Origin of the sequence: Leifsonia sp. SIMBA_070, assembly GCF_046534635.1 — a bacterium.
In the GTDB taxonomy this organism is placed as follows: domain Bacteria; phylum Actinomycetota; class Actinomycetes; order Actinomycetales; family Microbacteriaceae; genus Leifsonia.
Genome location: NZ_JAWRYK010000001.1, coordinates 2988257 through 3001154, shown reverse-complemented (window position 1 = coordinate 3001154; position 12898 = coordinate 2988257). Strand labels below are relative to the sequence as shown.

At 71.9% G+C, this 12898-nt stretch carries 12 protein-coding genes; 7 read left to right on the top strand and 5 right to left on the bottom strand.

Annotation, left to right across the window (positions count from 1 at the left end):
- The first annotated feature begins 16 nt into the window (after positions 1-16).
- The 6 genes from purM (at position 17) to SB754_RS14125 (ending at position 6026) form a co-directional block, all read left to right on the top strand.
- Positions 17-1138 carry a phosphoribosylformylglycinamidine cyclo-ligase gene (purM, locus tag SB754_RS14150; RefSeq protein ID WP_410782944.1) on the top strand — a complete coding sequence of 374 codons (1122 nt, stop codon included), beginning with the start codon at positions 17-19 and terminating at the stop codon, positions 1136-1138.
- Positions 1139-1198: 60 nt separating this feature from the next.
- A complete protein-coding gene (locus SB754_RS14145; protein ID WP_410782943.1) occupies positions 1199-2482 on the top strand; it encodes a Calx-beta domain-containing protein in 1284 nt (427 codons plus the stop codon).
- A gap of 68 nt (positions 2483-2550) precedes the next feature.
- The gene (locus SB754_RS14140) at positions 2551-3474 is read left to right on the top strand and encodes an ABC transporter ATP-binding protein (protein WP_410782942.1); all 924 of its coding nucleotides are present in this window, start codon (positions 2551-2553) and stop codon (positions 3472-3474) included.
- The gene (locus tag SB754_RS14135; protein ID WP_410782941.1) at positions 3471-4214 is read left to right on the top strand and encodes an ABC transporter permease; all 744 of its coding nucleotides are present in this window, start codon (positions 3471-3473) and stop codon (positions 4212-4214) included. The genes SB754_RS14140 and SB754_RS14135 overlap by 4 nt, the downstream gene beginning before the upstream one ends.
- 31 nt (positions 4215-4245) lie before the next feature.
- Positions 4246-5415: a sensor histidine kinase gene (locus SB754_RS14130; RefSeq protein ID WP_410782940.1), complete on the top strand. Its 1170-nt coding sequence runs from the start codon at positions 4246-4248 to the stop codon at positions 5413-5415.
- Positions 5412-6026 carry a response regulator gene (locus SB754_RS14125; RefSeq protein WP_410782939.1) on the top strand — a complete coding sequence of 205 codons (615 nt, stop codon included), beginning with the start codon at positions 5412-5414 and terminating at the stop codon, positions 6024-6026. The genes SB754_RS14130 and SB754_RS14125 overlap by 4 nt, the downstream gene beginning before the upstream one ends.
- A 41-nt stretch (positions 6027-6067) precedes the next feature.
- Here SB754_RS14125 and SB754_RS14120 read toward each other — a convergent pair whose 3' ends face one another.
- Complete coding sequence (locus SB754_RS14120; RefSeq protein WP_410782938.1) at positions 6068-6301, bottom strand: DUF3073 domain-containing protein; 234 nt, start codon at positions 6299-6301, stop codon at positions 6068-6070.
- Between the two features lie 141 nt (positions 6302-6442).
- Between SB754_RS14120 and SB754_RS14115 the strand changes: the two genes are divergently transcribed.
- Complete coding sequence (locus SB754_RS14115) at positions 6443-7516, top strand: NAD(P)-binding domain-containing protein (RefSeq protein ID WP_410782937.1); 1074 nt, start codon at positions 6443-6445, stop codon at positions 7514-7516.
- Between the two features lie 435 nt (positions 7517-7951).
- On the opposite strand, the gene SB754_RS14110 is transcribed toward SB754_RS14115, so the two are convergent.
- From SB754_RS14110 to SB754_RS14095, 4 genes are all read right to left on the bottom strand, one after another.
- Positions 7952-9946, bottom strand: coding sequence for a glycogen debranching N-terminal domain-containing protein (locus tag SB754_RS14110; RefSeq protein ID WP_410783327.1), 1995 nt, complete (start codon positions 9944-9946; stop codon positions 7952-7954).
- 95 nt (positions 9947-10041) lie between these two features.
- Positions 10042-10788: a Type 1 glutamine amidotransferase-like domain-containing protein gene (locus SB754_RS14105; protein ID WP_410782936.1), complete on the bottom strand. Its 747-nt coding sequence runs from the start codon at positions 10786-10788 to the stop codon at positions 10042-10044.
- On the bottom strand, positions 10785-11699 hold the full coding sequence (locus SB754_RS14100; RefSeq protein ID WP_410782935.1) for a carbohydrate ABC transporter permease: 915 nt from the start codon (positions 11697-11699) through the stop codon (positions 10785-10787). Before SB754_RS14100 ends, SB754_RS14105 begins: the two co-directional genes overlap by 4 nt.
- Positions 11696-12853, bottom strand: coding sequence for a carbohydrate ABC transporter permease (locus SB754_RS14095; protein ID WP_410782934.1), 1158 nt, complete (start codon positions 12851-12853; stop codon positions 11696-11698). Before SB754_RS14095 ends, SB754_RS14100 begins: the two co-directional genes overlap by 4 nt.
- Positions 12854-12898: the final 45 nt, after the last annotated feature.

Below are 12898 nucleotides of genomic sequence, written 5' to 3'. Positions count from 1 at the left end.
CCGATACGATGGAGCGGTGACCGACTCCACCGCTTCCACGTCCGCCTCCTACGCCGCTGCCGGCGTCGACACCGCGGCCGGAGACCGGGCCGTCGAGCTCATGAAGGCCGCCGTCGGCCGCACGCACGGCTCCGAGGTGCTGGGCGGCGTCGGCGGTTTCGCCGGGCTGTTCGACGTCTCGTTCCTGCGCGACTTCCGCCGCCCGCTGCTGGCGACCTCCACCGACGGCGTCGGCACCAAGGTCGCCATCGCCCAGGCGCTCGACCGGCACGACACCATCGGTCAGGATCTGGTCGGCATGGTGGTCGACGACATCGTCGTGGTGGGCGCGCGCCCGCTCTTCATGACCGACTACATCGCCTGCGGCAAGGTGGTGCCCGAGCGGATCGCCGCGATCGTCGCCGGCATCGCCCGCGCTTGCGAGCAGACCGGGACGGCGCTCGTCGGCGGCGAGACCGCCGAGCACCCCGGGCTCCTCGGTCCCGACGACTACGACGTGGCCGGCGCAGCGGTGGGCGCCGTGGAGGCGGATGCGGTGCTCGGCGCCGACCGCGTCCGCGACGGCGACGTGGTGCTCGCGATGGCCTCATCGGGACTCCACTCCAACGGCTTCTCGCTGGTCCGGCACATCCTCGCGGCGCGCGGAATCGGCTTCACCGACCACTCGGAGGACTTCGGCGGGGTCGTCGGCGACACGCTCCTCGAGCCGACCCGCCTCTACACGGGCCCGTTGCTCCGGGTGCTCCAGGACGCATCGTTCGGAGGCGCCGTCCACTCCCTCAGCCACGTCACCGGCGGCGGCATCGCTGCGAACCTCGCCCGGGTGCTCCCGGTCGGCTCCTGGGTGGAGGTCGACCGCTCCACGTGGTCGCCGACGCCGGTGTTCCGTATCCTGAGCGACCTGGCGGGCAGCACGCTGGAGTCGAGCGAGGGCACCTGGAATCTCGGCATCGGGATGTTCGCCGTTGTGGCACCGGAGGCGGCGGATGCGGTCGCCGCGGCGGTGACGGCCGACGGCATCCCGACCTGGCGGGTAGGGACCGTGTCGACCGCCTCCCGTGACCTCACCGGCTTCGAGCAGGGCGCGAAGGGCGTCGACGGCGGCGCCGTGCGGCTGGTCGGCTGCTACGCCGGCTGACCCCGCGTCACCCTTTTTGGTCGGAGCGGCGGCGGACGCCCTCCCGCTAGAGTGACGCGTGTGAGCCGACCGCACGCCCGACTTCGCCTGGCGTGTGCGCTCACCCTCGCGGGCCTCGGCGCCCTGCTCGGAGCCGCTCCGGCGGTTGCCGCAGGCGAGACGGCGCCGGTCGCCGCACCGGCCTCGCCCGTTCCCCCGGCCCCGAGCGCGCCCGCCCTCACTCCGCTCGTCGACTGCGTCCAGGATGCGCCCCTCGGCGCCGTCGCGGTCCGCACCGTCGTGGTCGGCTACCGGTCCTCCGAGAAGGCCACCGTGACCCTCCCGGCCGGAACGGGAGCGAACGACCTGACCGCCGGCGCCGCGGACCGCGGCCAGCCGACCGTGTTCGAGCCGGGCGAGCATCACCGCGTCTGGCTGCTGACCGTGGATGCCGCCGTCGAGCCGGATCTCGCCTGGCGGCTGGGCGGAACCGAGGTCCGCTTCGACGCGGCTCCGGCGTGCACCGCTGCGACGGCCGTCGCGGTCAGCGCTCCGGCCGAGGTCGCAGCGGGCGGGGTCGCATCGGTCTCGGCCACCGTGAGCCGCATGCTCCTCGCCCCGCCGTCCACGGGGACCGTGGCCTTCTCCCTCGACGGAGGCCCGGCCGTCCCCGCGACGGTCACCGCGGAGGGTGTGGCCCGCGCCGACCTGCTCGTCCCGTCGGCGGGGTCCCATACCGTGTCGGCGACCTACCAGCCCGGGGACGGTTCCGGGCTGCTCTCCTCGGCGGGCAGTGCGACGCTGACCGCCACCCCCGCGAGCGCGCCGCTGACGGTCTCGGCCGATTCCGTGGTCGCCGGCAGCACCAGCGTGCTCATCACGGTGTCGCGTCCGTCGCCGGAGGGCAGCGCAACGGTCGACGTGATGACGGCGGACGGCACAGCGCGCGCCGGGGCGGACTACACCGCGGTGTCGACGACGATCGCGCTCTCCGACGGGGAGACGACCGCCTCGCTCCGGACGGCCCTCCCGGCACGACCGGCCGGTGCGCCGGCCACGTCGTTCTTCGTGCTGCTGCAGCGTGCGTCGACCACCGTCGCCACTGCCTCTGCGGCCGTGCACCTCCCCGCTGTGCCGTCCGGCGCCGCGACCGCTGCGGCCGGCGTGGGCCAGGCGGGTTCCGGCGGCGGCCCCGGCGTCTCCTCCGTGCTGCCGCCCGACGATCCGACGGCCGCGGCGCCGGCGGCCGCGAACGCCGCGCAGGACCTCGCCGTGCTGGTCGGAGGCATCCTGCTGACCGTCGGCGGCATCCTGGGCGTCGTCGGCCTCGTGCGCGCCGCGGGGATGCGGGAGGCCCGGGCGTGACAAACGTCACCCCCGGAACCTGACACCCGCTCTGCGAGCGGACGTCGCCGCGCCGCCACTCTGGAGACGTGAACGAGACACCCGCCATCCGCCTCTCCGGCCTCCGCAAGACCTTCGGCCCGCTGACCGCCGTCGACGGCGTGGACCTGAGCATCCGCCCCGGAGAGGTCGTCGCCCTCCTGGGCCCCAACGGGGCCGGCAAATCCACCACCATCGACCTCGCACTCGGGCTCGCCCGGCCCACCGCGGGCACCGCGGAGCTCTTCGGCAGCCGGCCGCGTGACGCCATCCGCGACGGCCGGGTCGGCGCCATGCTCCAGGGCGGCGCGTTGCTGCCCACGCTGACGGTCGCCGAGTCGGTCGCCCTCGTCGCGGCGGCGCACCGGCATCCACTCAGCGTCGCGGAGGCGCTCGAACGGGCCCGCTGCACCGAGATCGCCCGGCAGCGCGTCGCCAAGCTCTCCGGCGGCCAGCAGCAGCGCGCACGGTTCGCCGTCGCCGTCGTCTCCGACCCCGACCTGCTCTTCCTCGACGAGCCGACCGCGGCCATGGATGTGGAGGCGCGGCGGACCTTCTGGCAGTCGATGCGCGAATTCACGGCCGCCGGGCGCACCGTCGTGTTCGCCACCCACTACCTCGACGAGGCCGACGAGTACGCCGACCGCATCGTCATGATGGCCCGCGGGCACGTCGTCGCTGACGGCACGCCGACGGAGGTCAAGGCGGTCGTCTCCGGCCGGCGCATCCGCGCCACGGCCGCGTTCCCCGCGACGACGGCGACGCAGGCGGCGCTCGCCGCCCTCCCCGGCGTCCGCAGGGCCGACCGTCGCGGCGATCAGCTGACGCTGGTCAGCGACGACTCCGACGCCACCCTGCGGGCGCTGCTCGCGACGCACCACGACATCCACGACATCGAAGTGACCGCGCACACCATGGATGAGGCCTTCCTCGCCCTCACCGAGGCGCGCGACACGGAAGGAGCCCTCTCATGAGCATCGCCTACCTCGGACGCGAGTCCCTCCGTCAGCTGAAGAACATGCGCTCCATGGTCTTCACGCTCGCCGTCCCCCTCGTCATGCTGCTGGCCTTCGGCGGGACGTTCGGAGGCGCCGGCCAGGTGGACTCCACGACGCACCTGCCCTGGATCGTCGTCACCACCGTCCAGGTCGCCGCGTACGGCGGCATGATGGCCGCCCTGTCGCAGGCGTTCCAGATCGTCACGGAGCGCTCGATCGGCTGGAACCGCCAGCTGCGCATCACGCCGCTCACCGGCACCGGGTACCTGGTCTCCAAGCTCGTCGCCGCCCTCGCGCTCGCGCTGTTCAGCATCCTGGTGATCGTGGCCGTGTCGATCGCGCTGTACCACCCGGACCTCTCGGTGGGCAGCTGGTTGCTCGCGGGACTCGGCATCTGGTGCGGCGTCATCCCGTTCGCCCTGCTCGGCATCCTCATCGGGCAGCTCGCCAAGCCGGAGTTCGCGCAGCCGCTGTTCATGGCTGTGTTCATGGGGATGGCCGTGCTCGGCGGCCTCTGGATCCCGCTGCAGGTGTTCCCCGCGTGGGTGGCGAACGTCGCCCAGGCGGTGCCCTCCTACTGGTTGAACCGGGTGGGCCAGTTCGGCGCCCTGCAGAGCGGGGATGCGCTCACCCCTGCCATCGTCCTGGCGGCCTGGACGCTGGCGCTCGGAGCCCTGGTGGTGTGGCGCTACCGCCGTGACTCGGCTCGCGGCTGAGGCCCTCCGCATCCTGTTCTAAGGTGGCAACGTGTTCTCGAGCGAGGTGCAGGAGGTCCGCCCGATCGGGTGGCGGGCCCGGCTCGTCCACCCGGCCGCCTTCCGCTGGTACCCAGGGGCCGCGGTCGGTCTGCTCTACCAGGTCTCCGTCCTGGTGGCCCTCTGGACATCTTCCGAGTCGCTGCCCGAGAAGCTGCTGACGACCGTCCTGCTGGCCGTCGTGTACGTCGGGTTCCTCGTCCTCCCTCCGCTGCTGTGGTGGGAGGACGAGCGGACCCGTTTCGTCGGCCTCGCGGTCTACTTCGTGCTGACCCTGACGCTGTTCCCCCTGATCGGGACGGTCGCCTGCTGGACCTGGGTCTATGTCGCCTGTGTCGTCGGGATGGTCGTGTCCCGCACCATCGCCGGGGTCGTGATCATCGGCGCACTGGGCGCCCTCCAGCTCATCGTCTTCGCTGTCGGCGGCACCCTGGAGGACGACTGGTACATCACGCTCGTCACCATCTCCATCGGCACCATGATGAGCGCCTTCGCCCGCCAGATCGACACCCTCCGCCGGCTGCGGAACGCGCAGGGGGAGATCGCCCGGCTCGCCGTGATCGATGAGCGCGCCCGCTTCTCCCGGGACATGCACGATGTCCTCGGGCACACGCTGACGGTCGTGACGGTGAAGTCGGAGCTGGTGCGGAGGCTCATCCCGGTGGACCCGGCGCGTGCCGCCGACGAGATCGCGGACATCGAGCGGCTCAGCCGGTCGGCGCTGGCGGACCTGCGCGCTGCTGTCGCCGGCTACCGCGAGATGAGCCTGTCCACCGAGCTGGCCGCGGCCCAGGCGAGCCTCGCCGCTGCGGACATCCAGGCGCACCTGCCGCGGAACGGCGAGGAGGTGGAGCCCGACCTGCGCGAGCTGTTCGGCTGGGTGCTGCGGGAGGGCGTCACGAATGTGATCCGTCACTCCGGCTCTCGGAACTGCTGGGTGACCGTCAGTCCGGACACCCTGGAGATCGAGGACGACGGGCACGGGGCGGCGGAGGCGTCCGCGACGCCGGCCCCGGTGGGTGCCGTCGTCGGCGGGTCGCCGCGGCATGGCGGGTCCGGACTCGCCGGTCTGACCGCCCGCGCGGCGCAGGTGGGCGCGAGCGTCGCCCTGACGTCCGGTCCGCGCGGCGGCACCCTCCTCAGCGTACGGAGGGCGGCATGAGTACGCCGATCCGCCTGCTGCTGGCCGACGACCAGGCGCTGGTCCGCGGCGCCCTGGCCGCCCTGCTCGACCTGGAGCCGGACCTCGAGGTCGTCGCGCAGGTGGGCCGCGGGAACGAGGTGGTCGCGGCGGCGCAATCGTCGCAGGCCGACGTGGCGCTGCTCGACGTCGAGATGCCCGGAGCGGACGGCATCCAGGCCGCTGCCGCTCTGCGTGCGGCGGTACCCGGGTGCCGCTCCCTGATCGTGACGACGTTCGGCCGGCCCGGCTACCTGCGCCGCGCCATGGAGGCCGGTGCGTCGGGCTTCGTCGTCAAGGACACTCCGTCCGCGCAGCTGGCGGACGCGGTGAGGAGGGTCGCGTCGGGACTGCGCGTCGTGGACCCGGCTCTCGCGGCGGAGTCGCTGGCCTCCGGTGCGTCGCCGCTCACCGTCCGCGAGGCGGAGGTGCTCGGGGTGGCCGGCGAGGGAGGCACGATCTCGGACATCGCAGGCCGGCTGCACCTCAGTGAGGGGACGGTGCGCAACCATCTGTCGAGCGCCATCGGGAAGACGGGAGCGCGCAACCGCTCGGAGGCCGTGTCGATCGCCACGCGGCAGGGCTGGCTCTGAGGGCCGTTCGTGTGAGGGCCGTTCAGCGGGGGCGGGAGGCGCTAGGCGCGCTTGGGAGTGTCCGTCTCTTCGTCTTCATCCTCGTACTCGTACTCGTCGTCCGACTCCGTCTCTTCTTCGGACTCGTACTCCGCCCACTTGGCGTACTGGTCGTCTTCGCTGTGGGAATGACCGGTCAGCTCACGCTCCAGCGCGTCATAGTTCACGGAAGGACTGAATGACTTCAACTGGCGAGCGATCTTGGTGTGCTTCGCCTTCTGACGGCCGCGCCCCATGCGTGACCCCCTTTTGGTCCCAGCCCGCGCGAGAGAATCGCCGGGGATCGAATAAGAACAGTGAAAACTAGCATCGAGTTTAGCATGCGGGCCCCATGGCCCCCCGAGTCGCCGCACAGCGAGAAGTGATGGGATGAGCGCGTGAGCACGACCAGGACCGACACCCAGGTGGTGGTGATCGGCGCGGGCCAGGCGGGCCTTGCTGTTGCGTACTATCTGCGCCGGTTCGAGCTGGTTCCCGGGGTCGATTTCATCGTGTACGACCGCGGTCCGCGCACGGGTGGAGCGTGGCAGCACCGGTGGGATGCGCTCAAGCTGGGCAGCGCCCACCACGTCAACGATCTGCCCGGTATGGCGGAGGTCGGGCTCAGTTTCGAGACCGCCGACCGGTCGCTGCCGGCGCGGGACATCGTGGCCGGCTACTACCGGCGCTACGAGGAGCACTTCGGGCTCGACGTGCAGCGGCCGGTGACCGTGACGAGCGTGTTCGACCGGGGCGCCGACCTGATGGTGCAGCACACCGCCGGCGAGACGGCCACCCGTGTGGTCGTCAACGCGACGGGGACCTGGGGGGCGCCGTTCGTGCCGTACTACCCGGGCATGAACGAATTCCGCGGGCGGCATGTGCACACGTCGAGCTACCTCTCGGCGGAGGAGTTCGTGGGGCAGTCCGTGGTGGTGGTCGGCGGCGGCACCAGCGCGATCGGCTTCCTGCTGGAGCTGGAGGGCGTCGCCGGCTCCCTGACCTGGGCCACGCGGCGGCCGGTCGACTTCCGGGACGAGTCCGAGCTGACCATCGAGGGCGGTGTCGCGGCGGTGGCGATGCAGGACGCGGCGGCCCGGGCCGGTCAAGCGCTGCCGTCGATCGTGAGCGGGACGGGCGTGCCCCGCACCCGGCGCATCGCGGCCGGGATCGAACGCGGCATCCTGCTGGAGCGGGAGATGTTCACCCGGATCGAGGAGGACGGCGTGCGGTGGCCGGACGGGTCCTTCACCCAGGCCGACGCGATCATCTGGGCGACGGGCTTCCGGCCGGAGCTCCGCCACCTCGCCCCGCTGCGGCTGCGAGAGAAGAGCGGCGGGCTGACCGTCTCATCCGGCGCCTCCTGGCAGGACTCGCGCATATTCCTCGCCGGGTATGGCCCGCAGGCGTCCACCATCGGGGCGAACCGGGCGGGCCGCATCATCGCCCGCCAGATCATGGCGCTGCTGTAGCGCCGCGCAACGCTGCCGCGCCGGCGGTCCCGCCTCGCCCGTCCCGCCCCGGTCCCTCCCGCCCTTTATGAGCGTGCGCCGCCGTTCGTAACGACCGCCGCCGTTCGCGCTGGCGCACGTTACAACGGGCGGCTTTCGCCGCCGCGGCGGACGCATCCCCACTCCGCGGGCCGGTGCCCGCAGGTCCACGGGGTGCGACTGCGGTGCCGCGTCACGTCTGCTGCGGGTCGCCGCACCGCAGTCGTGTCGCCGCACCGCAGTCGTGTCGCCGCCCCGTAGTCGTGACGCCGCCCCGCAGCCGTGACGCCGCCCCGTAGTCGTGACGCCGCCCCGCAGCCGTGACGCCGGCCCGCAGTCGTGACGCCGCACCGCAGTCGTGATGCCGGCCCGCAGTCGTGACGCTGCACCGCGGTCGGTAAGCCTGGGCGCAGCGCGTCAGGCGGCGACGTCGCGGGGCTCGCCGGCGAAGCGGAGGCCGTGGATGCGGATCCCACCGGCCGCCGGGTCGGGGTCGACCTCGAAGCGTCCGGCCGGAGCGTCCGCGCGGAGGCCGAGCCGCGCGCTGAGCACCGCGACGGCCGCAGCAGCGGACCAGGCCTGCGGACGGCACGCCGCCGGGTACGGGATGGGAGCGCTGGTGGCCTCCGCGCTGTCGCCGGAGTGGAGTTCCGGCATCCGGTAGCCGAAGCCTGTGGCCGCGGCGAGCAATCCGTCAGCCAGTTGCGCGGCCTCCTCACGGAATCCCTCGCGCGCCAACCCGCCGACGACGATCGCCGTGTCGTGCGCCCAGACGCTGCCGCCGTGGTAGCTCAGCGGCCAGAAGCCTGCCGAGTCCGTCGACATGGTGCGGAGGCCGTACCCGGAGGACAGCTCGGGGGAGACGAGCCGGCGTGCGACCTGTTCGGACTGCTCCCGGTCGAGGATGCCCGTCCCGAGCAGGTGGCCGATGTTGCTGGTGACGGTGTCCACCTTCCGCTTGGCGGCATCCAGCGCGACAGCGGGGTAGGCGCCGGCCGGGTCGTCGATCCAGAAGGAGGCCGCGAAGCGCTCCTTGAGGCCGGCCGCCCAACTCCGCCACTCATCGGCGTCGGGGCGCCCGAAAGCCTCCAGCAACTCTGCGCCCCCGATCGCGGCCTCGTAGGCGTAGCCCTGCACCTCGCAGAGCGCGATCGGGCCGTCGGCCAGGGAGCCGTCGCGCCACTGGATGGAGTCGCCCGAGTCCTTCCAGCCCTGGTTGGCGAGCCCGTGACCGGTGGTGTCCACGTATTCGAGGAACCCGTCGCCGTCGCTGTCGCCGTAGTCGCGCATCCAGGCGAGGGCGGCTTCGAGGTGCGGGAGCAGCGCTTCGACCTCGTCCCGCGGCATGCCCCATCTCCACGCGTCGTGGAGAAGGCAGACCCAGAGGGCCGTCGCATCCACGGTCCCGTAGTAGAGCGGCGGGAGGACGACGCCCTCCCCGGGGATGGTCAGAGCGGCCGGCCGAAGCTCGTGCATGATCTTGCCCGGCTGCTCGGCGGTTGCGGCGACCGTGCGCGTGCCCTGGTGGTGGGCGAGGATGCGGAGGGTGGAGGCGGCGAGTTCGTGCCCGAGCGGAAGCAGCATGCGGGCAGCCCACAGCGAGTCCCGGCCGAAGAGCGTGAAGAACCACGGTGCGCCCGCGGCGAGGAAGACGTCCTCCGGCCGCTCGACGGTCGACATGCGCAACGCCTGCAGGTCGGCGACGGCCTGGTGCAGCCAGGAGGCGAGGCGGGAGTCGCCGGTCTGGGCCTGGAAGGCGCTCCAGGCGGCGGACGGCTCGGCACCGCCCACCACAGCCGTCGGGTCGTCGACGACCGCGCGCCAGTCGAGGACGACCTCGCCGTCGGCGGGAACCTCGGCGTCCCAGTGCAGGGTGATGACGTCGTCCGTCACGGCGACCTCTGCGTTCGGCGCGTGGACCCGTGAGGTGACGGGTCCGCTGCGCAGCAGCGCACCAGCGCCATCGGCCTCGACGGTGACGGGATGCTCGCTGCCGCTCAGCCCCGCCTTGATCTGCTGCATCGGGCTGAAATCGGCCCGCAAAGCGACCTCGACAGTCGTCCGGATGCCGTCGCGGAGCGCGTTGCGCAGCACGATCCGCTCGCTCAGCGCCCCGGCCTGCACCGTGCGGGTCCGGTCGAGACGGACCCGCGGGTCGGCGGTCGCGTCGTCGATCCCGCGGGCGAGGGCGGTGAAGACGGCGGTCCCGGCGTCAGGACCGGATGTGGCGATGTGCTCCGGCTCGGCTCCGCCGACAGTGAGCGCCACCTGGTCGAGCACGCGCAGATCCGAGTGGTAGAAGCCGTGGATGCCGTGCCCGTCGATCCGTCCGTCGGGCGCCGACCATGCCTGGGAGGGGGCGGTCAGCACCACGACGCTGTCGTGAAGGAGCGGCTGGAGAGGCTGGGTCATCGTCGGAGTGGTGCTTTCGTGCTCGGCGGTGGTCGGTTCTGCGGTGGTCGGTTCGGCGGTCATCGGTTCGTCCCGTGCGGTGTTCGGTTGCGGTGTCATGCGGCGGCGTACTCCTGCCCGAGCACACGGGGCTCGATCAGCGTCTCGCGCACCCCGCCGCCGTCCCGCTCCACGCGCCAGGCGTACGCCCGAGGTCGCTCGGCGACGACCTCGGCCGGGCGGCGACCGCGGTAGACCAGTCCGACACCCTCGTCGAGTGCGTACCCGTCGGGCAGGGTGCCGTCCGTGACCGCGCGGTGGTGAGCCGGACGCCGCACGGGGTCGGAGTCGTAGTGGACCGCCAGCGACCCGGGCACGAGGGCCAGCCCGTCGGCCACCGCCGTGATCTCCGGCCCGAACGAGGAGGTGGTGCCGCCCTCGTGCCAGCACAGCGCGCCGGCGGAGCCTCCGGCGAGCACCACGCCCGCCTGCCACGCCTCGGTCAGCAGCCGGTCGAGACCGTGCGCGCGCCAGACCGCGAGGAGGTTGACGAGGCTGCCTCCGCTCACCCAGACCACGTCCTGCCGCAGGAGATGCGCGCGGATGTCGTCGATGTTGGGGTGCGGGAACATCCGCAGATGGGTGGCCTCGACTCCGGCTGCACGCGCGGCCTCCAGTTCTGCGCCCTCCACGTGCCGCTGGTCGCCGCCAGCCGTGTTGATGTGGGTCACCCGTGGGGCGCGACCCTGCACGTCGGCCAGAGCGATGGCGTGGTGCAGCAGCGGTCCGTAGACGGAGTCGCTCCACGCTCCCGCGTTCAGGCCCCCGCAGCTGGCCAGGATGGTCGGCTCTGATGCGGTCATTCCTTGACCGCCCCCTCGCTCGAGTTCATGATCTTCCGCTGGAAGACGAAGAACAGCACCGCCACCGGGATGGTCATGATCGCCGCCGCCGCGAGCTTGAGCGGGTACTGGCTGCCCTGGCTGAGCTGCCCGCTGGCCAGCCCGGCGACGCCCTTGGTCAGGGTCGTCAGGGCGGGGCTCTGCGTCGAGACGATGAAGTGCGCGAGCTCGTTCCACGATCCCTGGAACGACAGGATGACGATCGTGATGAGGGCCGGTCGCGCCATCGGCAGCACGATCGACCAGAACACGCGGAAGGTCCCAGCGCCGTCGATGCGCGCCTGCTCCTCGACGCTGGCGGGGATCGACTCGAAGAAGTTCTTCATGATGAAGACCCCGGCCGCGTCGGTGAGCAGCGGCAGGATCATGCCCGTGTACGAGTCGTACATGCCGAGCTGATTGATCACGAGGAACTTGGGGATCAGGAGCACCACCATCGGCACCGACATGACCGCGACGAGGGCCGCAAAGACGACCGTCCTCCCGCGGAAGTGCAGCCGCGCGAGGGCGTAACCGGCCAGCGAGGCGAAGAAGACGCGGCCCAGCGTCACCACGACGGTCACGAGGGCGGAGTTGCCGAACCAGATCGGGAAGTCGGAGTTGACGAAGAGCTTGGTGTACGCCGCCGCAGTGAAGGTCTGAGGGATGAGCGCGATCGGGTCCGCGGTCGCCTCCGCGTCCGTCTTGAAGGAGGTCGCCAGCTGGATGAGGAACGGCATGATGTAGACGATCGCGAGGACGACGAGGATCGCGTACGTGATCGACGTGGCGACGACCGTGCCGGTCGAACGCCGCCGCCGGCCGGACGGCCGGGGGCGGGCCGGCTGAGGGGTCTGCGCCTCGCGGTCCGCCTCGAGTGCGGTCGTGCTCATCGGAGCGCTCCCTTCCGGTCGGAGTCGTCGCCCGGGGCGGGGACGCTGCTCGGCGCCCCACCCGCGGCCGTGCCGGCCGCGAGCGCGGGCTGGTAGAGCCGCATCCGCCGCTTGGACACCGCCCGTTCGCGCAGCACCCAGCGCTGGAAGAGCGTGAAGACGACGATGATGACGAAGAGGATGAAGGCGATCGCGGCGCCCTGGCCCCACTCCTGATTCACGAACGAGGTCTGGTAGGAGAGGTAGGCCGGCGTCAGCGTGGTCTTGCCGGGTGCGCCGCGGGTCCCGGTGTAGATCTGGTCGAACACCTGCCAGCAGCCGATGAGGCCGAGGGTGAGGACGGTGAACAGCGTCGGCCGGAGCTGAGGGAGGGTGACGCGCCAGAAGCGCTGCCAGCCGTTCGCGCCATCCATCATCGCGGCCTCTGTCACGTCTCCGCCGAGGTTCTGCAGCGCTGCCAGGAACAGCAGCATGAAGGTACCGCTCGTGGTGAACACGGCCATGATGATGTACGCCGACATCGCCACGGACGGGCCTCCCAGCCAGTCCCACCAGCTGACGCCGAGCGTCGTGTTCTGCGTGAGGGCCGCCGGTCCCTGGGACACCCCGAAGGCGGCGAGCAGGTCGTGGATGATGCCGCTCGGGTCGTTGAACCAGTTCGGACCGTGGATGCCGAACCACGAGAGCATCTTGTTGACCGCGCCGCTCGTGCTGAACAGGAAGAGCCACAGCACGGTGATCGCCACCGAGCTGGTCACCGACGGGAAGTAGAAAGCGGTGCGGAAGAAGCCGCGCCCGCGGAGGACGGCCCGGTTGACGAGGACCGCCAGGCCGAGCGACACGGCCGTCTGGAGGGGGACCACGAGCACGACGTACCAGGCGTTGTTCTTGAGGGACATGCCGAAGTCCTGTTCGGCCAGGCCGCCGCCCCCCAGGAGCGCCGCATAGTTGTCGAAGCCGACGAACTTCACGTCGGAGGAGAACGGGCTGCCGCGCCCTCCCCAGTCCGAGAAGCTCACCCACAGCGCCATGAGCACCGGCACGACGAGGAAGACGCCGAGCAGCAGGATGACCGGGGCGGTGAACAACCACCCCGAGGCGGCCTCGCCGCGCCGGATTCCGGTGCGACGAGACCGACTCGTGGTTGCAGACATGAGAGGCCTTTCCCTCCGAGCGTTCGCTCTGTGCGGTGCGCTATT